The organism is Arthrobacter sp. SLBN-53, from assembly GCF_006715585.1.
GTDB lineage: Bacteria > Actinomycetota > Actinomycetes > Mycobacteriales > Mycobacteriaceae > Mycobacterium > Mycobacterium neoaurum_A.
In genome coordinates this window covers 2166009-2188618 of sequence record NZ_VFNN01000001.1, presented here as the reverse complement: position 1 = coordinate 2188618, position 22610 = coordinate 2166009, and the positions used below count along the sequence as shown (strand labels likewise).

Here is a 22610-nt window from a genome sequence, read left to right as displayed (position 1 = left end):
GAATCCAGGCTAGTCTGCGGTCACCATGACCACCTTGCACGACCGGCCGCACAGCGCACTCCTCGTCGTCGACGTCCAGGAACAGGTCGTTGCCGACGCGGTACGTCGTGACGAGGTCGTCGCCGCCATCGCCAGGCTGGTCGACCGGGCGCGGGCCGAGAGGACGCCGGTGGTCTGGGTGCAGCATTCCGACGACGAACTGGTGTACGGCAGCGCCGGCTGGCGCGTCGTCGACGAATTGGTGCCCGGTCACACCGAATCGGTCATCGAGAAGAAACACGGTGACTCGTTCGAAGCGACGGACCTCGAGGATGTGCTGGCCGGCCTGCGAGTCGGCAGGTTGGTGGTGGCGGGCGCCTGCAGTGATCAGTGCGTCCGATCGACCATCCACGGTGCTTTCGTCCGCGGCTATGACGTCACGCTGGTCGGGGACGCGCACACCACCGTCGATCTCACGCAGTGGGGTGCACCGCCGCCGGAAATGGTTGTCGCACACACCAACTTGTACTGGGCGCACCAGAGCGCGCCGGGACGCACGGCCGCCGTCGTCGATGCCGATGATGTGGAACTGGCCTAGCGGACAAAGGCCGCCTAGAAAACAACGGCGGCGAGCCGCCTAGAAAACTTGAGCCTCCAGACGACGCAGGTGCTCACGGGGCGGCCCGAGCAGCTGGGCACTGGCATGCGCCCGCTTGAAGTACAGCTGGATGTCGTGCTCCCAGGTGATCGCGATGCCACCGTGGAGCTGCACCGCCTCGGCGGCCACGTCGGTCAGCGCTTCGCTGGCGAACACCCGTGCCAGCGAGGCCGACGCCGGGGAGGGATCGGCGATCGCGTCGTAGATGACCGCCCGTGCCGATTGCACCGTGACGTAGAGATCGGCCATTCGGTGTTTGAGCGCCTGGAAGCTGCCGATCGGCCTGCCGAACTGCACCCGGTCCTTGGTGTAGGCCACCGTGAGGTCCAGCGCCCGGGCGGCGGCACCGATCTGTTCGGCGGCCAGCAACAGGGCAGCGGTGTCGGCGAGTCCGGGATCGGTTCCCAACGCGGCGGTCTCGCCGGCGGTCACCGATGACAGCCGGCGGGTCAGGTCCATCGTCGCGTGCGGCCGCGCGGTGACATTCGTCCACCTGGTCAGCTCGGTTCCGTCGGCGGCGATCACGATATCGGCGATGTCACCGTTGACCACATACTCGGGATCGAAGACCACCGTGCCGATCGAGGCACCCTCGGCAAGACCCTCCAACGACTCGTGGTCCCCGGTATGCAGCAGGGCCAGCTCGGCCAGCGTGGTCCCCAACAGCGGTGTGGGAACCAGCGCCTTACCGAGCTCCTCCAGGACCACGGCGGCGTCGGCGAGCTCACCTCCGGCCCCACCGAGATCCTCGGGGATGACCAGTGCCGCGGCACCGACCTGCTCGCACAACAGCTTCCACAGCGACTCGTCGTAGCCGCGGTCGGACTCCATCGCGGCACGGACCGCTTCGGGGGTGGCGTGCTTGTCGACCAATGCCGCAACGGTGGAGCGCAGCAGTTCGCGTTCTTCACTCACGAGAGGACCTCCAACAGGCGACGACGGTGCAGGCTCGGGTCACCCCAGGCCGAGCGCAATGCCTGGACTCGAAGAAGCAACAGCGACAGGTCATGTTCCTGGGTGAATCCGATGGCGCCGTGGGTCTGCAGCGACGAACGCGCCGCGAGCAGCGCGGCATCGGCGGCGGCCACCTTGGCCGCGCTCACATCGCGGGCGGTGTCCGGTGACCCGTCGGCAAGCGCCAACGCCGCACCGTGAACCAGCGGGCGCGCCATCTCGACCGCGATGTGGACATCGGCGAGCTTGTGCTTGATGGCCTGGTAGGACCCGATCACCCGGCCGAACTGGGTGCGCTGCTTGGCATAGGCCACCGACAGGTCCAGCATCGCCTGCCCGGCACCGACCAGCTGGGCGGCCGTGGCCAGCACCCCGAACTCGTAGGCGCGTGCGGTATCGGCAGACTGTCCGTCCCCGGATGCGTCGACCTCGAAGAGCCGCCGCGTGGGATCGACCGAATCGTGCGCGGCACCCGTTGTCGCCTCGGCCGCCAGACCATCACCGGCCAACAGCGTCAGCCCCGCGAAGTCCGCGTTGACGGCGTAGGGCACCTGCGGCGGCAGTGCCACGGTGGCGATCAGTTCCCCGGCAGCCAGCGCCGCGGACCGTTCGTCATCGGCGAGCAGGATGGGCGCCACGGCAATCGATTCGGTGACCGGACCCGGCACGGCCCAGTAACCGAGCCGTTCCAGTGCCACCACCAGATCGATCGGTTGCGCCTCGATCCCGTCGAACTTCTCGGCCACCGAGAGGGCGGTCACGCCGAGGTCGGTGAGCTGTGCCCACACCTTGCGGGCGGGGGCGGAATCACCGTCGGCCCAGGCCCGGATGGCGGCCGGGACGTCGGCCGCGCCGAGTGCGGCATCGATGCTCGATGCGAAATCGCGCTGCTGGTCGTCTATCTCGAAGTTCATGACTTGGGCTTCCCCCCAGAAATCTCACGTGGCAGGCCCAGCAGGCGCTCGGCGATGATGTTGCGCTGGATCTCGTTGGTGCCTGCGTAGATAGGCCCGCCGAGCGCGAACAGTAGACCCTCGGTCGTCTGGTCGACGATCTCGGCCTCGGCGCCCTGCAGATCCAGCGCGGTCTGGTGCAGTGCGACATCCAGATCCGACCAGAACACCTTCGTCACCGAGGATTCCGCGCCGAGTTCACCACCGCCCGCCAGCCGGGTGACGGTGCCGAAGGTGTGCAGGCGATAGGCCTGGGCCTTGATCCAGGCATCGGCAACGCGATCGGTGAACACCGGATCCGGGTTGGCCTTCCACTGCTTCACAAGTCGTTCCGCCGGCGCGAGGAATCGCGCCGGACTGCGCAGGGACATACCGCGCTCGTTGCTCGACGTGCTCATCGCCGCGCGCCAGCCGTCATTGGGCTCGCCGATGACGTCCTCGTCGGGTACGAACACATCGTCGAGGAAGATCTCACCGAAACCGGTGTCGCCGCCGAGCTGGGCGATCGGCCGCACCGTGACACCCTGGGCATGCAGGTCGAACATGAAGTAGGTCAGGCCCTTGTGTCGCTGGGCCTGCGGGTCGGACCGGAAGAGGCCGAAGGCCCGCTCGCCGAACACGGCGCGCGAACTCCATATCTTCTGACCGTTGAGGAGCCAGCCGCCCTCGGTGCGGGTGGCGGTGGAACGCAGCGATGCCAGGTCACTGCCCGACTCGGGCTCGGACCAGGCCTGCGCCCAGATCTCCTCACCGCTGGCCATTTTGGGCAGCACCCGGTCCAGCTGTTCTTCGGTGCCGTGCGCGAACAGTGTCGGCGCCAGCATCGAGGTGCCGTTGGCGCTGGCCCTGCCGGGGGCACCGGCGCGGAAGTACTCCTCCTCGAAGACCACCCACTGCAGCAGGCTGGCGTCCCGGCCGCCGTACTTCTGCGGCCAGGCGATCACCGACAGCCCGGCGTCGAAGAGCACCTTGTCCCAGGTCCGATGCTGGTCGAATCCCTCACGGGTGTCATAAGACTTGGTGGGGAACGAATCCCGGTTGGCGTCGAGGAATTCGCGGACCTCGTGGCGGAACGCCTCGCTGTCCTCGTCGAATGCCAGATCCATCTCAGCTCCTCCCGTCGAGTTCGCGCAGTGTCGGTTTGACCACTTTGCCTCCAGGGTTGCGTGGCAGCACGTCGAGGAACACCACTGAACGGGGCACCTTGAAATTCGCCAGATGTGTACGGGTGTGGGCGATGACGGTCTCCTCGTCGAGATCGGCACCGGGCTTGGCCACCACGAAGGCTCTGCCGACCTCGCCGAGGCGATCGTCGGGGACACCGATCACCGCGGACTCGGCCACCCCGTCGAGACGGGCCAGCACCTGTTCGATCTCGGCGGGATAGACATTGAACCCACCGCAGATGTACATGTCCTTGAGCCGGTCGGTGATGGTGAGATTGCCTGCGTCGTCGAGCCTGCCGATATCGCCGGTGTGCAGCCAACCCTCGTCGTCGATGGCGGCCGCGGTGGCCTCCGGATCATCGAGGTAGCCGAGCATGACATTGGGCCCGCGCAGCAGGACCTCACCGGAGTCGTCGATGCGAAGGTCGAAGTCGGCGATGGGGCGTCCGCAGGTGGTGGCCACGGTGACGGCATCGTCGTCGGCGCGGCACATGGTGCCGAAGCCGGCGGCCTCGGTCAATCCGTAGGCGGTCAGCACGATGTCGATGTCGAGCTCGGATTGCATCCGTTCGATCAGCACGACGGGCACGACGGCGGCCCCGGTCACCGCGAACCGCAGCGACGACAGGTCGTAGTCGGCGCGGCGTGGGTGGTCCAGCAGGGTCTGGTAGATCGTGGGCGGACCGGGCAGCACGGTGATCCGGTGTTCGGCGACGGCCTTCATGGCCTGCTCGGGATCGAAGGTGAGCAGGGGATACAGCGTAGCTCCGGTTTGCAGGCACGCGAGAATGCCTGCCTTGTAACCGAAGTTGTGAAAGAACGGGTTGATGCACAGGTAGCGGTCGGTGTCGGTGACCTGCCCGCAGGCCGCCCAGGCGGCCGAGGCATCCAGGGATTGCCGGTGTGCGCACCGCACGCCCTTGCTGCGGCCGGTGGTGCCGGAGGTGAACAGGATGTCGGATACGTCGTCGGGGGAGACCGCGGCGGCGCGGGCATCGACGGCGGCCAATGCGCCATCCTTGTCACCGCGGGCCATGAAGTCGTCCCAGGTGCCGTCCTGCGCGTCGATCGGGATGCGCACGATATCGCGCAGCGCGGGCAACGCGGCACGGTCGAGTTGGCCGGTGCGGTCGGCGCCGAGGAACGCTCCGGCGGCGATCAGCAGTGGGGCTGCTGTGCGCGCAAGGATGTCGGCCGCCTCGGAGGCGGTGTAGCGGGTGTTCAGCGGGACCACGATGGCGCCCGCATGGTGGGTGGCCAGCGCGGCGACCACCCAATGCCAGGTATTCGGCGACCAGATGGCCACGCGGTCGCCCGCGGCCACTCCGAGATCGATCATTGCCGCGGCTGCGCGCCGAACCTCGTCGCGGAGCTGCCGGTAGGTGAGACGTCTGTCGGCCGTCACCACCGCATCGTGGTCGGAAAACTGCACGGCAATCCGGTCCAGGACCGCCGGAACGGTTCTGATTCCCCGGTCGCTGCGCTCCTGCCCACCGGCCTGCGGGTCGCTCGTCATTGACGCTCCTCTAACAAAGCAAGTGCTTGGTAGGTTAGCCTACAAGGGTGATTGAGGTCGAGGAGTTCCGGGCCGAGGTCCGGCAGTGGCTCGCCGACAACCTCGTCGGTGAATATGCAGCGCTCAAGGGCCTCGGCGGCCCGGGTCGTGAGCATGAGGCCTTCGAGGAACGCCGGGCGTGGAACCAGCATCTGGCCGCGGCAGGCCTGACCTGCCTGGGCTGGCCGGAGGAGCACGGCGGCCGTGGTCTGACGGTCGCGCACCGGGTGGCCTTCTACGAGGAGTACGCCAAGGCCGACGCGCCGGACAAGGTGAATCACCTCGGTGAGGAACTGCTGGGCCCGACGCTGATCGCCTATGGAACGCCCGAACAGCAGCAGCGTTTCCTGCCGGGTATCCGCGATGTCACCGAGCTGTGGAGCCAGGGCTACTCCGAGCCCAATGCCGGTAGCGATCTGGCCAATGTGTCGACCACTGCTGTGCTCGATGGTGACCACTGGGTGCTCAACGGGCAGAAGGTCTGGACGTCGCTGGCGCACTGGGCGCAGTGGTGCTTCGTGGTCGCGCGATCCGAGAAGGGGTCCAAGCGACATGCCGGGCTGTCCTTCCTGCTGGTGCCGCTGGATCAGCCGGGCGTGCAGATCCGCCCGATCATTCAGCTGACCGGCGACTCCGAGTTCAACGAGGTGTTCTTCGACGACGCCCGTACCGAGGCCGACCTTGTCGTCGGGGAACCCGGTGACGGCTGGCGGGTCGCGATGGGCCTGCTGACCTTCGAACGTGGTGTGTCGACGCTGGGTCAGCAGATCCGTTATGCCCGTGAGCATTCCAACTTGGTAGAACTGGCCAAGCGCACCGGTGCCGCCGATGACCCACTGATCCGCGAGCGGTTGACTCGATCCTGGACCGGTCTGAAGGCGATGCGTTCCTATTCGCTTGCGACGATGGACGTCGAAGGAGGCGGCCAGGCCGCCCCAGGAAAAGACAACGTGTCGAAGTTGTTGTGGGCCAACTGGCATCGCGAGCTCGGCGAGATCGCGATGGACGTGCAGGGGACCGCTGGGCTCACCCTCGACAATGGCGAATTCGACGAATGGCAACGGCTGTACCTGTTCTCCCGCTCCGACACCATCTACGGCGGATCCAACGAGATCCAGCGCAACATCATCGCCGAGCGGGTGCTCGGCCTACCACGAGAGGCCAAAGGCTGATGAGCCTGTCAGAAGTACCCGAAGAGATTGCCGGACACGGACTTCTGAAGGGAAAGGTCGTCCTGGTCACTGCGGCGGCCGGTACCGGGATCGGGTCGACCACCGCCCGGCGGGCACTGTTGGAGGGTGCCGACGTCGTGGTCTCCGACTTCCACGAGCGTCGGCTCGGTGAGACCCGAGAGGAGCTCGCGGCACTGGGACTTGGCAAGGTCGATTCGGTGGTTTGCGATGTCACCTCCACCGCCGCCGTCGACAACCTGATCACCGAATCGGTGCAGAAGGCGGGCCGCCTGGATGTTCTGGTCAACAATGCCGGTCTCGGTGGGCAGACTCCCGTCGTCGATATGACCGACGAGGAATGGGACCGCGTCGTCAACGTGACGCTGACCTCGGTCATGCGCGCCACCCGGGCCGCGTTGCGCTACTTCCGGGACGCGCCGCACGGCGGTGTCATCGTCAACAACGCCAGCGTGCTGGGCTGGCGTGCCCAGCACTCGCAGTCGCACTACGCCGCGGCCAAGGCCGGCGTCATGGCGCTGACCCGCTGTAGCGCAATCGAAGCCGTCGAGTACGGGGTCCGGATCAATGCGGTGTCCCCGAGCATCGCGCGGCACAAGTTTCTGGAGAAGACCTCGTCGGCAGAGCTGCTGGACCGCCTCGCCGGCGACGAGGCCTTCGGCCGTGCGGCCGAACCCTGGGAGATCGCATCCACCATCGCCTTCCTGGCCAGCGACTACTCCAGTTACCTGACCGGAGAGGTCATCTCGGTCTCCAGTCAGCGCGCCTGACCGACCGACAGCTGACCCGAAAAACACCACGCCGCAGCGGCCCGGACAGGGCGCTGCGGCGTGGTGCTTGATATCGGGTCCGGTCAGTCGGTGCTGTCGCCTCCGGCGGACGCACTCCGGTCGGGCCCTTCGGAACGATCGGTCGACTCACGGTCGGTCGACTCGTTGGCCGCGGCGGTATCTGTGGACACCGACTCGGTGACGGACGGCGCAGCGGTACCCGCCCCGTTCGTCCGCGCAGCGGTCTTGCCGGTGTCCTCGGTTCCGTCGGTGGTGCTCTCGGATTCGGCACTCTCGGATGCGGAGGAGATGAAGGCCGTCCGGGTGGACTCGGCGGTCTCCGAGTCCTCGGAATCCTGTTCAGTGGTCGAGGCTTCGGTGACCGAGGTCAGCTCCTCGGTTGACTCCTCCGTCACCGCTGCCGTCTCATCGGATGCGGCCGCTTCCTGAGTCTCGGCCTCGTTGGTGGCCTCGGCCTCGGTCTCGTTGGTGGTGTTGTCGGCAACCAACGACGCAGACACCTCGCCGCCCTCCGGACCGGCGCCGAGCGAGTCGGCAGTCGCGCCGGCCGGTGCCACCGGGTGGTAGTTGAGCAGGTTATCGATGATGGTCCTGGCGTTCTCGTTGACACCGTTCAGGCCGGTGCTGATGTTGGTGATGACACCGTTGATCCCACCGAACACGTTGTCGGCGACGATGTCGCGGACCGAGTTGACCGCGGTGTTCACCGCGGCGCCCAGGTTGACCACCAGTTCGGCGGCCTGGCCCAGGCCGATCTGGGTGAGGGCCGCGGCGACGGTCGCGGCGAGATTGGTGGTCAGCTCGGTGACGAGGCCCGCGGTCGTCTTGGTGACACCGGCCAGCAGGCTGCCTGGCGTGGTGAGCAGCGAGGTGCCGATCGTGATACCGGCACCCGTGACGTCGAATCCGCCGTTGAACAGTCCACCCAGCGCGGTGGTGTAACTGGCCAGATCGAGAGGATTGGATCCGATGGCGTCCAGTGCGACATTGAGTCCGTTCTGCACGCCGATCACGGCTTTCGCCGTGGCGTCCGTGATCGGGGACACCGCACCGAGCAGCGGGAAGCCGATCTCGACCAGCCCGTTGAGAACGCCGGCGTTGTTGATGATCTTGATCGGGTTGATGGCCAGGCCCTGGATGAGACCGACCACTCCGGTGAGCAGCTGACTGCCGCTCTGCTGGGCGAGTGTGTCCAGTGCGGCGTTCAGCGAGTCCACCGCGAGATTGACCTGGCCGGTGATCCCACTGAAGCCCAGTCCGACGGTGCCGACGACGCCGCCGAGGGTGGCAATCAGCGCGGTCGACAAAATGCTGTTGGTCCCGGCAGGCCCGGACAACAGGCCGGTGTCATGGTTGGGGTCCTGCCCCACCAGGGCGTCGCCGATGATGTTCACCACGCCGGCCAGCAGACCGGTGTAGCTGGACAACTTGAACGGGTTGTTGATCACATCGGTGATGGCGTACAGCGCGGTGTTCAGCGAGCCGATCAGGGTGCTGCCGATGATGTTGGTGATATCGCCGGGCAGCGTGACAGTCGAGCCGGCGACCCCGTTGATGCTCTCCGCCGTCATCGCCAGGCTGGCCTGAGAGTAGTTGCTGACCGCGGTCACCAGTGAGCCGAGGACACCGGTTCCGGCGGCAGCGACGATGGGATCCCAGAAACCGGTGTTGAGGCGCTGGGCCTCGGCGAGGGCACCGGCAAGGGTGTCGGTGGTGAAGGTCTCGACCGACCCGATGCCGTTGGTGATATCGGCGAGGCCGGTGCGCAGTGCCGCGATCAACCGGTCGACATCGGCGGGGTTGATGACGGCAGCCAACTGCACCTCAGCCGTGCTGACCTTGGGTATCGCAAAGGTACGGCCCTCGGTCGGGACCATCAGCGGGGTGAGCGCGATGGCGCTGGCCGCTGTCAGGGCGACTCCCGCCTTGAAGTAGGGACGGGCTGAGATCTCCATATGCGGTTTCCCCTTGAAACTGGTCAGTTGTATCGAATAGATCACGGTGAGCTTATGGAGCGGGGGGCCGATACGGTCGCATTTTGCGAGAACGTCAGTTCTAGCTAGATCGCACACGAATTAGCTGAACCGGCGGTATCGCTGTCGATCGAACAGGGGGTGGGCCGTCCTCGAGGGCGCCCGATGGCTGTTCGGACATTGCTGTGCGCGGTGTCTTGTCAGCGTTCCTGCAGATGTTGCACAGGAAACGTTGTTACGCGCAGATTGCCGGAATCTCACCGACTGCGAGGGTGTGGTGAACAAGTGTGCACGGAACGGTTCCTTCGTGAATATGCTGAGCCAAGCTAAGTGTGATGAAGGTCACATTCTGCGCGGGCTGGATAGTGCTCTCGCGCCGCCGCATGTGCCAGGTGCTCGACCTAGCAAGTGCTTGGTTGGTACGCTGTGTCAATGACACAGCCGGCCAGCCGTCGCGACGAGCTACTGCAGCTCGCGGCGACGATGTTCGCCGAGCGTGGCCTCAAGGCCACCACCGTGCGCGATATCGCCGATTCCGCGGGAATTCTCTCGGGCAGCCTCTACCACCATTTCAAATCCAAGGAACAGATGGTCGAGGAGGTCCTCCGCGATTTCCTCGATTGGCTCTTCGAGCGCTATCAACAGGTCCTCTCGAGCGAATCGACGCCCCTTGACCGGCTCAAGGGGCTGTTCATGGCGTCCTTCGAAGCGATCGAACACCGCCACGCGCAGGTGGTGATCTACCAGGATGAGGCCAAACGCCTGTCTGCGCTGGATCAGTTCGGCTTCGTCGACGAGCGCAACCGGGAACAGCGCAAGATGTGGGTCGACCTGTTGCACGACGGAGTTGCCGACGGGTCGTTCCGGCCCGACCTCGACGTCGACCTGATCTATCGCTTCATCCGCGACACCACCTGGGTCTCCGTGCGTTGGTACCAACCCGGTGGACCGCTCACGGCCGAAGAAGTCGGCCGCCAGTACCTCGCCATCGTTCTTGGCGGTATCACCACAGAAGGAGTCTCGTAATGGCCTTGGGCTCAAAGGCAGTGGCCTCAGAAGCATTTGTCATCGACGCCGTGCGCACCGCTATCGGAAAGCGCAACGGGTCACTGGCCGGCGTGCACCCCGTCGACCTCGGTGCCACGGCCTGGCGCGGACTCTTCGATCGCAATGACGTCGACCCCGGTGCGGTGGACGACGTGATCGCGGGTTGTGTCGATGCGGTGGGCGGACAGGCAGGCAACATCGCACGGCTGTCGTGGCTGGCCGCCGGCTTCCCCGAGGAAGTCCCCGGCGTGACCGTCGACCGCCAGTGCGGATCCAGCCAGCAGGCCATCTCCTTCGGGGCGCAGGCGATCATGTCCGGCACGGCCGATCTCATCGTGGCCGGCGGTATGCAGAACATGAGCCAGATCCCGATCAGCTCGGCCATGATCGTCGGTAAGGAATTCGGTTACACCTCGCCGACCAACGAGTCCAAGGGTTGGCTGCACCGCTATGGCGACCAGGAGATTTCGCAGTTCCGCGGGTCCGAAATGATCGCCGAGAAGTGGAACCTGTCCCGCGAGGACATGGAGCGCTACGCCCTGGCCAGCCACCAACGGGCGCAGGAAGCCATCCGCGCGGGCTACTTCGAGAACGAGATCATCCCGGTCCAGATCGACGGGACCGCCTTCGTCACCGACGAGGGCCCTCGCGATACGACCCTGGAGAAGATGGCCGGGCTCAAGACCCTCGTCGATGGCGGAAGACTGACTGCCGCCATGGCCAGCCAGATCTCCGACGGTGCCAGCGCGGTGCTGCTCGCCTCCGCGGACGCGGTGAAGCAGCACGGCCTGACGCCGCGCGCCCGGATCCATCACATCAGTGCCCGCGGTGCCGATCCGGTGTACATGCTCACCGGCCCGATCCCGGCCACCCATTACGCGTTGGAGAAGACCGGACTGTCCATCGACGATATCGACACGGTCGAGATCAACGAGGCGTTCGCGCCCGTCGTCCAGGCATGGATCAAGGAGACCGGGGTGGACCCGGCCAAGGTGAATCCCAGTGGCGGGGCCATCGCGCTCGGCCACCCGCTCGGTGCCACCGGTGCCAAGTTGTTCGCCACGATGCTCAACACCCTGGAGCGCACCGGCGGGCGTTACGGCCTGCAGACGATGTGCGAGGGTGGCGGCACCGCCAACGTCACCATCATCGAACGGCTCTAGGACTGCGCGGAGCGCAACTCCCGCCACACCCGGGCCGGCGTCATCGGTAGCCGATGCATGCGCGCACCGCATGCATCGGCTATCGCGTTTGCCAGCGCGGGGGCGACCGGGTTGTACGGGGACTCGCTCATCGACTTGGCGCCGAGCGGCCCCAACTCGTCGTATGTATCGGCGAAGTACACCTCCGTGAACGGAACATCCGCGAACTGGGGAATGTGGTAGTTGCGCAGCGTCGCGGTCGTCACCACACCGTCGGGGTCGATCTGGATCTCCTCGAACAGCGCCGAGCCGATCGCCTGTGCCACTCCGCCTTCCACCTGACCACGGCACTGCTGGGGATTCATCACCACTCCGGCATCGGCGGAATGGACCGACTGCAGGATCCGGATCTCGCCGGTCTCGGTATTGACCGCGACCCGGAAGGCCTGCACGTTGAACGCGACCGACCGTGGTGTGCCGTCGTGGACCGCGGTGCTGCTCATCGGTGTGGGCAGCGCCGAAAAGTCCACCAGGCGATCACCGCACTGAACACCGTTGCGTCCCAACGTGCATGTCGCGCGGTCGGCTCCGCTCAATGCACTGGCGGCCGCGGTCAACCGGGTGCTCAGTTCTCGGCACGCCAGCAGCGTGGCTCGGCCGGCGACCACGGTTCCCGCCGAGCCGAACGCGCCGGTGTCGTAACCGGTTGTTGCGGTGTCGGATTGACGTATCACGATCCGTTCGGGAACGGTGCCCAGTTCGGTCGCCGCGAGTTGGGTGTGCACAGTGGTGGTGCCATTGCCGAACTCGGTGGTCCCGACATCGAGCGTGTACACACCGTCGGCATCGACGGTTACCGTCGCCTCGCCGTAATGCCCGCGCGGCGGGATCGTGGCGATCATCGCGATGGCCATGCCCTCGCCGACCGCCCACCCAGCGGGTGCGACCGCTCCGTTGCCGGCCCGCAGCGCAGCCTCAGCGAGGTCCAGGCACTGGTCGAGGCCGTAACTCCCGAAGGTCAGGTCGTCGTCGAGGACGTGGGAGTCCACGAACCGGTCACCGGGAACGACGACATTGCGCCGTCGGAACTCGAAGGGGTCGATGCCTTGCCGATGCGCCAATTCGTCGATCGCGGATTCGACGGCGAACATGACCTGTCCGAGACCGTAACCGCGAAACGCGCCGGATGGGAGGTTGTTGGTGTAGACGGCGTGGGCATCCACCCGTTTGTTCGGACTGCGGTATATCGCAACGGATTCCCCGCACCCGTGGAACATCACACCGGGACTGTGGTTACCGTAGGCGCCGGCGTCGACCAGTGCATCGACCGCCAGTGCGGTGAGAATGCCGTCGGCATCGGCGGCGACGGTGACGTCCACCCGGAACGGATGCCGGCACGGCGCCACGGTGAACTGATCGGTGCGACTGAACTCGTAGCGCACCGGTCTGCCCAGCCGCAGCACCGCCATCGCCACCAGATCCTCGGTCAGCATCTCCTGCTTGCCGCCGAATCCGCCACCGACACGGCGGGTGAACACCCGCACCCCGTCCGGCTCCAGGCCGAAGATATGGCACAGTTCGTCGCGCACCAGGAAGGGAACCTGTGAGCTGGTCCGGATGACCAAGCGCCCGTGAGGATCCCGCCATCCGGTGCAGCCATGGGTCTCCAGATGCACATGCTGTACCCGCTGGGTCTGCCAGCGGCCGTGCACGACGGCACCCCCGGCCGATTCGGCCGCCGCGATACCGTCCTGAACCGAACCCACCTCGCCGTGCAGTTCGGCGACCAGGTTGCGCGCCGGATCGCAGATGCGGGATTCGGGTCCCTTGTCGGCATGCAGCGCCGGCGCGCCCGGCGCCCGCGCGGCCTCCGGATCGAACACCGCGGGCAGGATCTCGTAGTCGACAACAATTGCCCGGCAGGCCTTTTCGGCGGTACCCGGATCATCGGCGATCACCGCGGCCACCCGCTGGCCGACGAAACGTACGGTGTCGTCGAGGATCGCGGTGTCGTCAGGATCGTCATCTCGTGATTCGTGGCGGGCCGTCGAGAATCGGACCGGTGGGCTGTCATGGTGGGTCAGGACCAGTCGTACGCCCGGGATCGACTGGGCCGCGTCGATATCGATCGATCGGATGCGGGCGTGTGGCACCGGACTGTGCAGCACCGCAAGGTGCAGCAATCCGTCCGGTGTCTCGTCCATCGTGTACTGCTCGGTGCCGGTGACCACCGCGACACCGGCGGGCGCGCCGATCGATCGACCGACATCGCTGCCACCGGGTTTCTCGGTATTCGTGACGCCGGCTATCGCGTCCCCGATGGCGCGATAGCCGGTGCATCGGCAAAGGTTTCCCTTGAGCTGCTGAGGTAGGTCGTCGGTGTGGTCGGTGGAACCGGCGGGGGGCAGTGCCGCCGCGGTGGTGACCATGCCCGCGGTGCAGAATCCGCACTGGAATCCCGCGGCTTCCAGAAAACGTCGCTGTACCGGATGCAGGTTCTCGGGCGTGCCCAGCCCCGCGACGGTGGTGACGTGGCGTCCGTCCGCCCGGAAGGCGGGAAACACACAGGAATGCACGGGATCACCGTCGACCAGCACCGAACAGGCGCCGCAGTCGCCGGCATCACAGCCCTTCTTCACCTCGAAGTGGCCACGCTCGCGCAGGTAGGTACGCAGACACTGGCCGGGACGCGCGATGTCGGTGCAGTCGTTGCCGTTGACCGTGACCTTCATGTCAGCTCGGTACGAATCTGTTCGGCAAGGGTCAGCGTCACCGCCCGCCGCCAGTCCGGATCACCGTGCACATCGCGGGTGATGTCCTGCTCGGCGATTGCCCCCAGCGCGTCACGCAGATGGGCGGCGGTGGGCAGGGCGTCGAAGCGGAACACCAGCGGGCGCACCGTGGCTGCGGTGACGGAGACCACGAACTCGCCGTCGGCGTGGCGCCGTCCGATGACCACGGCGCTGGACCGGCCCAGCGGCGACGGGGCGAGCTTGCGATAGGCGGTGCGCGCGGTGAGCGCACGGGCAGGTATCCGAACCGAGCGCAGGAGATCTCCCGGCTGCAGCGCATTGCGGGAGTCGCCGATGACGAAGTCGGTGATCGGTAGGACACGATCGGACCCATCGGCGCCCCATACGGTGACGGTGCCGTCGAGAGCGGAGACCAGGGAGATCATCGCCCCGGCGGGGAAGGACAGGCAGATGTTGCCGCCCACGGTGGCGGTGCGCCAGATCTTGGCCGAGGCCAACAACGCGGTACAGCACTGCGCAAACAGCGGAGCCGCGATCCAGTGCGGTTGGTCGGATGGCAGCAGTGTCGAGAGCTTGCCGAGTTCGGCCACCGTGCACGTCGCCGCGAGTTCCACGCCCTCCTCGCTCAGTGTGACCGGTGCCCATCCCAGTCCGGTGATGTCGACAAGGCGGGATACGGCGGGCTGAGGTTCGGAGAACAGCCAGGTGCCGCCGGCCAGGATGGCGTCGGTCGACCTCAGTGGCCACACCTCGTCACGGCGGGCGGGCGTGCGCACCGCCTCGACGCTGTTGAGGTCCATCTGACGACCCTAAGGGCAACATGATGGCCGCGCAGCCCGAAACCGTCGAACTGCGCAGTCGTGCAGACACTGTGACAATCAGAGGATGCGTGTGTACCGCGGACACCTGATCCACATCGGCGGGTCACCAGAGTTGACGCAGGCACGGGACCACCTGGTGAGCATTTCCGACGGGGTTCTCGCGGTGGACGATACCGGCACCATCGGCTTCAGCGGCCGATACGACAGGTTGCCGGCCCGCTATGCCGAGGCCACGGTTGTGGACTGCCGTCCGGGCTTCCTGCTGCCGGGATTCGTCGACACACACCTGCACTTCCCGCAGACCCGCTGCACCGACTCCTACGGTGGCGGGCAGCTGTTGGACTGGTTGCAGCGCTGCATCTTTCCCGCCGAGGCGATGCTGGCCGACACCGAGTATGCACGTGCGGTGGCCGGCGACTTCTGCGCGCGCCGGATCGCGGTCGGCACCACCACCGCAATGGTGTTCGGCTCGGCGTTCCCCGAGGCCCAGGACGCGCTCTTCGAGGAATCCTGCCGCACCGGTCTGCGCACGGTGTCGGGGCGGGGCATCCAGACGGTGGGACCGGATGCGGCGGCTCCGCTGATCACCACCGAGGATGCCGCGATCACGCTGACCGACAGCGAGATCCGGCGTTGGCACGGCGCCGGATCCGGACTGGCCGGTGTCGCGGTGATACCGCGTTTTGCGCTGTCGGTCACCGCCGCCACCCTGCACGGACTGGGCGAGCTCTATGATTCGGTTCGGGATGGTGGCGTCTACTTCCATACCCATCTGTCCGAGAACACAGCCGAGATCGATTCGGTCCGTTCCAGTTTCGGTGTGCGGGACTATCTGGATACCTACGACGGACGGCTCACGGGTGGCGCTCGGTCGTTGCTGGGCAGACGAAGTGTCTTCGCCCACGCCGTGCACTGCAGCCAGGACGAACTCGCCCGGTTGGCCGAGACCGGGAGCTCGGTGGCACATTGCCCGACTTCGCAATTGTTCCTCGGGTCGGGCACCATGCCGTGGCGACGAACCGCCGATGCCGGCGTGAACATCGCCCTGGGTACCGATATCGCCGCGGGCGACGAGTGGTTGATTCCGCGTGTGCTCAACGACTGCTTCAAGGTTCATATCAGCGAGCCGGCCGGACAAGGGCTGTCGATAACGCCTGCCGAGCTGCTGTACACGGCGACGGTGGCGGGGGCGCGGGCGCTGGACATACAGGACCGGGTAGGCAACCTCGACGCAGGCAAGGAAGCAGACTTCGTGGTGATCGACCCCGATCGGCAGGTGATGTTGCCGGAGGTGCTGGCGCGCATCGACTCCGAGGACACCGATCGGCTGCTGTTCGTGCTGCTGATGAGTATGCGCGAGGATGCCGTCGATCAGGTGTATGTGCGCGGTCGCCTGCTGACTGCCGATTAGTCGGTGGTCGGGGTGAGTGGCCCACCGAAAATGTTGCCCGCGATACCGCGGAGGATGTTGGTGCCGTCCTCGTTTCGCAGCTCCTCGTACCATTGCGCGGTCAACTCGGGATCCTTGGCATGGGTGACATCACAACGTTTGCGGGCCCGCAGGACGAGCTCGCCCGCGCGTTCGGTACGGGCCGCCTGATACGCGATCAATGCCGCGTGCACATCGTCGGGATGATCCTTGAATGCCCATTGCAGTGCGATGGCGTCCTCCATGGCCGAACACCCACCCTGTCCGATATCGGGTGTGGTGTTGTGCGCCGCATCGCCCAGCACCGCCACGCGCCCCTTCACCCAGGTATCGAAGGGGTCCAGATCAAGGATCTCGACCCGGTTGGTGGTCTGCGGATCCAGCGCGTCGATCAGGGTCTGCACCCCCGGAGCCCAGTCGGCGAAGTGCCCGCGCAGCACCTCGCGTGCGCTGCCCCGGCGGTAGGGCAGACCCTGCTCCTCGACGACATCGAAGAAGAAATAGAAGCGCCCGTCGGATACGGGCATCACCGAAACCCGCTTGCCGTCACCGACATAGGTGGTCCATTCGGTGGCCGGACCGATCGCGTCATCGGTGGCGACCAAGCCGTTGTAGTTCACGTAGCCGGCGTAGCGCCGCGTCACCGCAGTGCCCAACACATACTCGCGGGTGATCGAGCCGGCCCCGTCCGCGCCGATGATCGCATCGGCGTGGATTGTCGTACCGTCGGCGAAGGTGGCACTCGCGGCGTCGGGACCGTCGCTGACCTCGACCATGGTCATACCGAACGTGATGTCATCCATCCCGTAGGCCTGCATCAACATCAGTTGGAGTTCGGCCCTGGCGATGGGGTAGGGGCGTTGGCCGACCTCATCGATCAAGGGTTGCATCGAGAATCGGCACATCGTCGCACCACTGTGCCCATCGACGTAACTCATCGTCTCGACCAGTCCGCCGAGCTGTTCGGTCTCCTCGCGCAGGCCCAGATAGTTGAGGCATTTCACCCCGTTGGACCACACCGAGATCGCCGCACCCACCGGCTTGTTCTCGGTGACGCGCTCGTAGACGGCGGTGTCGATTCCGATCTGGCGCAGTGCGATGGCCGCGCTCAATCCGCCCATGCCCGCGCCGATGATGGCGACCTTCAATTGTTCAGCTCCCGCGGTAGGTGGAGTAGGCGTACGGGGACAACAGCAGCGGCACGTGATAATGCCCCGAGAGTTCGGTGATCTCGAAGGCGATCACCACCTCCGGGTAGAAGCCCACGAGTCCTTCGGCGGCGAAGTAGGCCGCGGTGTCGAAGTGCAGCCGGTACACCCCGGCGGCGAGCTCGCCACCGAACTCCGGGATGCGCCCGTCGGAATCGGTGATGCCGTCGGCCACCTCGGTGCCGGCGGCGGTCAGGGCGACCGCCATCCCGGCTGCGGGCCTTCCGGTGGTGGCATCCAGGACATGTGTCGACAGCGTCATGTGACCCATCATGTCGGGTCACTCAGCAGTCGTTCCAGCCGTAACCGGTTGATCTTGGCGAGCTCGTTGCGCATCACCCGACGCTCGGTGTCGGGGTCGTTGGCCAGGCGGTCGGTGAGGATGTCCAGTAGTTCCTCGGCCGAACGGCCACTGGCGCACACCAGATACACATAGCCGAACCGCTGCTCGTAATCCCGGTTCTTCTGGGCGAGCGCCGCTTTCACCGAATCGTCGGCGTCGGAAACCCGAGCCTGTTCGCGGGCCGACGACGGATTGTCTGCCCTGGCCCCGATGCGCGGGTGCCCGTCGAGCGCGGCGTCGATCTCGGCATCGGGAAGCTCGGCGAGGATGCGATCCGCCCGGTCGTAGAGGGCGTGGGCGTCCCGGAACGGCGCGGCCGCCAGCACCCGCCGAGCCCAGATGGTCGATGAGCACACCTCGAACAGCAGATGCATTTGCCCCCGCTCGGACAGCGAGTTGAAGTTGTCCAGTCCGATTGCCTTCACGGGAGGTCGTTGAGCCTGCCGAACCGCGCCGCGGCAATGGGATTGGCATCGGCGACCAGATCGGTGAATCGATAATTGACGATCTTGGCCACCTCGATCAGCGCGTAGGCCCGCTCGGTCGACACCGAATTGTCCATCCGTGACCAGCCGTTGCGCAGCACCCGGTCGAAACGCTCGGTCTCCCTGGCGCAGATGATCAGCGGGAAGCCGAAGTGCTCGCGGTAGGCCGCGGCCAGGCTGACCACATCCTGGTGGTCGTCGGAGTCCAGATTGCTCAGGGCGACATGGTCGACGGCGAGAACCTGCCCGGTCTCGTCCTCGGCGCCCAGATCGGGAAACGAGTCGAGCATTTCCTGCTGTTGTTCGGTATTGCCGGTCAGCACCGCATCCTGGAAGGCCTCCCGCAGCGCTGCGGTGTCGGCGAACGGCCGCTGATCGAAGGCTCGGTCTGCGGCCCACCCGACGCCCTGCACCACGTGCCCGAACACCTCGGTGAACCGTTCGCGGGTCATCGTGTTCACCTCGTCGAGGGTGATCGACCCGGATCCCGCCACCCGCGGGCCCTTCTTGCCCAGGTGGAAGAACACGATGTTCAGCGCGATCGCGGTGATGGCGCCGGTGCTGATACCGCTGCCGAACAGGATGTCCAGCCCGGCGGGCAGCGTCGAGGAGATCGCCGGGTAGGAGGTGACCAGCAGTGCCAACGCCAGGCTCGTGGTGACGATGATGACGTTGCGGTGGTCGGTGAAATCGACCTTGCCGAGGGTCTGGATGCCGACGACGGCGACGGTGGCGAACAATGTCAGCGCCGCACCGCCGAGCACGGGGTTCGGTATCGACGCGACGATGGCCGCGACCTTGGGCAGGAAGCCGAGCAGGATCATGATGGCGCCGGCCGCCGCGACCACCCACCTGCTCTTGACGCCGGTGAGTCGCACCAGCCCGACATTCTCGGAGAACGCGGTGTAGGGAAAGGAATTGAAGATGCCGCCGATCGTGGTGGCGACACCGTCGGCGCGCAACACGTTGCCGATATCGGACGGGCGGACCCGCTTGCCGACGATCTCACCGGTCGCGATCGTGCTGCCGGTGGATTCGACGGCGATGATCATCATCACGATCATCATGGTGATGATCGCGGTGATGTCGAATTTGGGCATTCCGAAGGCGAACGGCGGGGTGAACCCGAACATGGCGGCTTCGCCGACCCGGTCGAAGTTCATGTCACCGAGCGCATAGGCGACCGCACAACCTGCCACCAACCCGAGCAGGACGGCAATGGTCGACATGAATCCGCGGAAAAGCCGCTGGATGGTGACGATGACCGCGATGGTGCCCAGGGCGTAGAGCACCCACCGCAGGTTGCCGGGATCGGGTTCGTGGGTGGCCGGATTGGTCACCGCGTCCAATGCCCCGATGGGCACCAGGCACAGACCGATGATGGTGATCAGGGTGCCGGTGACCACCGGGGGGAAGAAGGTGAGCAGCCGGACGAACACCGGTGCGATGAGGAAGGTGAAGACACCGGCGACGATGACGGCGCCGTAGACGTAGAGCAGGCTCGCGGTGCCACCGCCGTGTGCCAGACCGATCGCGATGATGGGCGCGACCCCGGCGAAGGTGACACCTTGCAGCAGCGGCAGTCGCACGCCGACATTCTTGAATCCGACGGCCTGGATGATGGATGCGATACCGCAGGTGAACAGATCGGCGGTGATCAACATGACCAGCTCTTCGCGCGACAGCCCGAGCGCATTGGCGATCAGGATCGGCACCAACACCGCACCCGCGTAGAACGCCACCACGTGCTGGAAGCCGTAGGTGGCGAGTTTGGGCAGGGGCAGCACCTCGTCGACGGGGTGCACGCGCTTGCGCTGGCTCTTGGTGGGTGCCGACATGCCGATCAGAATCCGGCAGCCGTGCTCAGTTTTCGTGTCGCGCGCGTTTCGCCCACGTTGCCGATGTGGCCGATGCGCCGGGTCAGTGGTCGTGCAGGATGACGCCGCGGATGTTGCGGCCCGCCAGCATGTCGTCGAAGGCGACGTTGATGTCACCGAGCTTGTATTCGGTGGTCACCGACTCGTCGAGCAGCAGTTGCCCGTCCCGATAGAGGCTCAGCAGTTTCGGGATGTCGGCACGCGGGTTGGCCTCACCGTACAGGCTGCCCAGGAGTCGTTTCTGGAACAGGGTGAACATCGCCATCGGCAGCGTCGGGGTGACGTCGGTCATCGATGCTATGCCGGTGAGCACCACCGCCCCACCCTTGCGCACCATGTCCAGTGCGGAGCCGATCATCTGTCCCTCGACGAGGCCGACGGTCAGGATGGCCGAGTCGGCCATCACCCCTTTGGTGAGCTCGGCGGCCAGCGCGGTGGCCTCCTCGAAGGAGGTGACGAAGTGTGTGGCGCCCAGTTCGGTTGCCTTGGCGTTCTTCTCGGGCACCAGATCGACGGCGATGATGTGGGCGGCCCCGGCGATCCTGGCGCCCTGGATGGCTCCGGCGCCCACGCCGCCGACGCCGATCACCACGACGGTGTCGCCGGGGGCGACCTCGGCGGTGTTCACCGCCGATCCCCAGCCGGTGGTGATACCGCAACCCAGCAGGCAGGCCCGGTTCAGCGGCAGGTCGTCGTCGATCTTGACCAGTGAGGCGTCCGAGACGACGCCGTACTGGGCGAAGGTTCCCAACAGCAGGGCCACATAGATTCCCTGATCGCCGATATGTCTGCGGAACGTGCCGTCGAGCTGGGTTCCCGCAAGCAGCATGGCGCCGAGGTCGCAGAGATTCTGCTGCCCGCTGGCGCACCACCGGCACTTGCCACAGGCGGGCAGGAAGGAGGCGACCACGTGGTCACCGGGCTTGAGGTCGCGGACGCCGGGGCCGACCTCCTGGACGATGCCCGCGCCCTCGTGGCCGCCGATCACCGGGAACGGGACCGGGAAGTCGCCGGTGCGCGGATGGTGGTCGGAGTGGCACAGCCCGGTCGCCTCGAAGGAGACCAACACCTCGCCCTCCTGGGGCGGGTCGAGGTCGACCTGCTCGATACTCCAGTCTCCGTTGATCTCCGAGAGAACCGCCGCGTCCATCTTCATCGCCCCACGCTACGAGCTGGTCGGGACGTGGGTCCGGCGAATCGGGGAATTGCGCCTCAGGATCGGATGAAGGCGGCGGCCTCGGTCAACCGTGCGACGGCCTCGTCGACGATCCGCGGGACGAGTTCGGCGCAGCTCGGCAGATCGTCGAGGATGCCGGTCACCTGTCCGGAGGCCAGCACACCGGCCTCGGTGTTGCCCTCGACCAGGCCGGCCTTGAGCAGCATCGGGGTGTTGGCGGCCATGATGACCTGCGACCAGGTGAGGTCCTTGCCGTGACGCATCGCCAGGCCGTCGGTGATCATGGAGCGCCAGGACATCTGCGACATCTTCTTGAACTTCTGCGCGTTGCCCACCGCGGCGGCCAGCCCCCGCACCGGCGAGCCGTTTTCGAGCTTGTCCACCAGGCCGGTGCGCAAGACCCGGTGCGGCATACCGTCGACGCGGGTGGAGACCACGGTGCCGTCCAGGGCCGCCTGCAGATAGCGCTGCTTGACCGCCTCGGGCACCGTCGAATCGGACGTCAGCAGGAAGCGGGTCCCCATCGCCACGCCCGCCGCACCGTAGGACAGGGCCGCGGCCAGGCCGCGCCCGTCGAAGAATCCGCCTGCGGCGATGACCGGCATCCCGGTGTCGGCGACGGCGTCGAGAACCGAGGGCAGCAGCAGGGTCGTCGCGATCGGGCCGGTGTGACCGCCGCCCTCACCGCCCTGCACGATCACCGCGTCCGCACCCCAGCCGGCCACCTTCTTGGCGTGCTTGGCCAACCCGACCGACGGGATGACCACCACACCGGCGTCCTTGAGCCGGGCGATCAGGTCGGGCTTGGGAGCCAGCGCGAAGGAGGCGACCTTGACCCCTTCGCGGATCAGGAGGTCGACGCGGTCGTTCGCATCCCCGGCGTCGGCACGGATGTTGATCCCGAACGGCTTGTCGGTAGCGGCCTTGACCTTGGTGACGGCGGTCTGCAGTTCGGCCAGTGTCATGGTTGCCGAGGCGAGGATGCCCAGGCCGCCCGCATTGGAGGTGGCGGCGACCAGTCGCGCACCGGCCACCCAACCCATACCGGTCTGGACGACGGGATGCTCGATGCCGACCAGTTCGGTCAGTGCCGTGCTCAGTGTTGCCAT

Annotated in this window: 19 protein-coding genes; 6 read left to right on the top strand and 13 right to left on the bottom strand. The window is 66.3% G+C overall.

Going from position 1 to position 22610, the window contains the following annotated elements:
• Positions 1–25 precede the first annotated feature (25 nt).
• A complete protein-coding gene (locus tag FBY28_RS10400; RefSeq protein ID WP_141866481.1) occupies positions 26–577 on the top strand; it encodes an isochorismatase family protein in 552 nt (183 codons plus the stop codon).
• Between the two features lie 39 nt (positions 578–616).
• On the opposite strand, the gene ipdE2 is transcribed toward FBY28_RS10400, so the two are convergent.
• The 4 genes from ipdE2 to fadD3 are packed head-to-tail and all read right to left on the bottom strand — an operon-like array spanning position 617 to position 5226.
• Positions 617–1552, bottom strand: coding sequence for an acyl-CoA dehydrogenase IpdE2 (gene ipdE2, locus FBY28_RS10395; protein ID WP_141866480.1), 936 nt, complete (start codon positions 1550–1552; stop codon positions 617–619).
• Entirely contained in the window at positions 1549–2505 is a 957-nt protein-coding gene (locus tag FBY28_RS10390; RefSeq protein ID WP_141866478.1) for an acyl-CoA dehydrogenase family protein, read from the bottom strand. The genes ipdE2 and FBY28_RS10390 overlap by 4 nt, the downstream gene beginning before the upstream one ends.
• Positions 2502–3650 (bottom strand): acyl-CoA dehydrogenase family protein, encoded by a 1149-nt coding sequence (locus FBY28_RS10385; RefSeq protein ID WP_141866476.1) that lies wholly within the window; start codon positions 3648–3650, stop codon positions 2502–2504. The genes FBY28_RS10390 and FBY28_RS10385 overlap by 4 nt, the downstream gene beginning before the upstream one ends.
• 1 nt (position 3651) lies before the next feature.
• Positions 3652–5226 (bottom strand): 3-((3aS,4S,7aS)-7a-methyl-1,5-dioxo-octahydro-1H-inden-4-yl)propanoate--CoA ligase FadD3, encoded by a 1575-nt coding sequence (gene fadD3, locus FBY28_RS10380; RefSeq protein WP_141866474.1) that lies wholly within the window; start codon positions 5224–5226, stop codon positions 3652–3654.
• Positions 5227–5273: 47 nt separating this feature from the next.
• Between fadD3 and ipdE1 the strand changes: the two genes are divergently transcribed.
• Positions 5274–6437: an acyl-CoA dehydrogenase IpdE1 gene (gene ipdE1, locus FBY28_RS10375; RefSeq protein ID WP_141866472.1), complete on the top strand. Its 1164-nt coding sequence runs from the start codon at positions 5274–5276 to the stop codon at positions 6435–6437.
• Entirely contained in the window at positions 6437–7225 is a 789-nt protein-coding gene (ipdF, locus tag FBY28_RS10370) for a (5R,7aS)-5-hydroxy-7a-methyl-1-oxo-2,3,5,6,7,7a-hexahydro-1H-indene-carboxyl-CoA reductase (RefSeq protein WP_141866470.1), read from the top strand. The genes ipdE1 and ipdF overlap by 1 nt, the downstream gene beginning before the upstream one ends.
• An 83-nt stretch (positions 7226–7308) precedes the next feature.
• On the opposite strand, the gene FBY28_RS10365 is transcribed toward ipdF, so the two are convergent.
• A complete protein-coding gene (locus FBY28_RS10365; RefSeq protein WP_141866468.1) occupies positions 7309–9201 on the bottom strand; it encodes a hypothetical protein in 1893 nt (630 codons plus the stop codon).
• A gap of 450 nt (positions 9202–9651) precedes the next feature.
• On the opposite strand from FBY28_RS10365, the gene FBY28_RS10360 reads away from it, so the two are divergent.
• Together FBY28_RS10360 and fadA6 are read left to right on the top strand one after the other, a co-directional pair.
• A complete protein-coding gene (locus FBY28_RS10360; RefSeq protein ID WP_141866466.1) occupies positions 9652–10245 on the top strand; it encodes a TetR/AcrR family transcriptional regulator in 594 nt (197 codons plus the stop codon).
• The gene (gene fadA6 / locus FBY28_RS10355; RefSeq protein ID WP_019512536.1) at positions 10245–11429 is read left to right on the top strand and encodes a steroid 3-ketoacyl-CoA thiolase FadA6; all 1185 of its coding nucleotides are present in this window, start codon (positions 10245–10247) and stop codon (positions 11427–11429) included. The genes FBY28_RS10360 and fadA6 overlap by 1 nt, the downstream gene beginning before the upstream one ends.
• Here the strand turns inward: fadA6 and FBY28_RS10350 are convergent.
• Both FBY28_RS10350 and FBY28_RS10345 read right to left on the bottom strand, forming a co-directional pair.
• The gene (locus FBY28_RS10350) at positions 11426–14140 is read right to left on the bottom strand and encodes a molybdopterin-dependent oxidoreductase (protein WP_141866463.1); all 2715 of its coding nucleotides are present in this window, start codon (positions 14138–14140) and stop codon (positions 11426–11428) included. The two genes, fadA6 and FBY28_RS10350, sit on opposite strands and share 4 nt — an antisense overlap.
• The gene (locus tag FBY28_RS10345) at positions 14137–14961 is read right to left on the bottom strand and encodes an FAD binding domain-containing protein (protein WP_141866461.1); all 825 of its coding nucleotides are present in this window, start codon (positions 14959–14961) and stop codon (positions 14137–14139) included. The genes FBY28_RS10350 and FBY28_RS10345 overlap by 4 nt, the downstream gene beginning before the upstream one ends.
• Before the next feature lie 85 nt (positions 14962–15046).
• On the opposite strand from FBY28_RS10345, the gene FBY28_RS10340 reads away from it, so the two are divergent.
• Positions 15047–16393 (top strand): guanine deaminase, encoded by a 1347-nt coding sequence (locus FBY28_RS10340; RefSeq protein ID WP_141866459.1) that lies wholly within the window; start codon positions 15047–15049, stop codon positions 16391–16393.
• Here FBY28_RS10340 and hpxO read toward each other — a convergent pair.
• The 6 genes from hpxO to ipdC all read right to left on the bottom strand — a co-directional run bounded on the left by hpxO (position 16390) and on the right by ipdC (position 22610).
• Positions 16390–17559 (bottom strand): FAD-dependent urate hydroxylase HpxO, encoded by a 1170-nt coding sequence (hpxO, locus tag FBY28_RS10335; RefSeq protein ID WP_141866457.1) that lies wholly within the window; start codon positions 17557–17559, stop codon positions 16390–16392. The genes FBY28_RS10340 and hpxO overlap by 4 nt on opposite strands.
• A gap of 4 nt (positions 17560–17563) precedes the next feature.
• Positions 17564–17890 carry a hydroxyisourate hydrolase gene (gene uraH, locus FBY28_RS10330; RefSeq protein ID WP_216848060.1) on the bottom strand — a complete coding sequence of 109 codons (327 nt, stop codon included), beginning with the start codon at positions 17888–17890 and terminating at the stop codon, positions 17564–17566.
• Complete coding sequence (uraD, locus tag FBY28_RS10325; RefSeq protein WP_141866453.1) at positions 17890–18387, bottom strand: 2-oxo-4-hydroxy-4-carboxy-5-ureidoimidazoline decarboxylase; 498 nt, start codon at positions 18385–18387, stop codon at positions 17890–17892. Before uraD ends, uraH begins: the two co-directional genes overlap by 1 nt.
• On the bottom strand, positions 18384–20285 hold the full coding sequence (locus FBY28_RS10320; RefSeq protein WP_141866451.1) for a PbuX/PucJ/PucK family nucleobase permease: 1902 nt from the start codon (positions 20283–20285) through the stop codon (positions 18384–18386). The genes uraD and FBY28_RS10320 overlap by 4 nt, the downstream gene beginning before the upstream one ends.
• 82 nt (positions 20286–20367) lie before the next feature.
• On the bottom strand, positions 20368–21480 hold the full coding sequence (locus FBY28_RS10315; RefSeq protein ID WP_141866449.1) for an NDMA-dependent alcohol dehydrogenase: 1113 nt from the start codon (positions 21478–21480) through the stop codon (positions 20368–20370).
• Between the two features lie 56 nt (positions 21481–21536).
• Positions 21537–22610, bottom strand: a complete 1074-nt coding sequence (gene ipdC, locus FBY28_RS10310) for a (3aS,4S,5R,7aS)-5-hydroxy-7a-methyl-1-oxo-octahydro-1H-indene-4-carboxyl-CoA dehydrogenase (protein ID WP_141866447.1) — start codon at positions 22608–22610, stop codon at positions 21537–21539.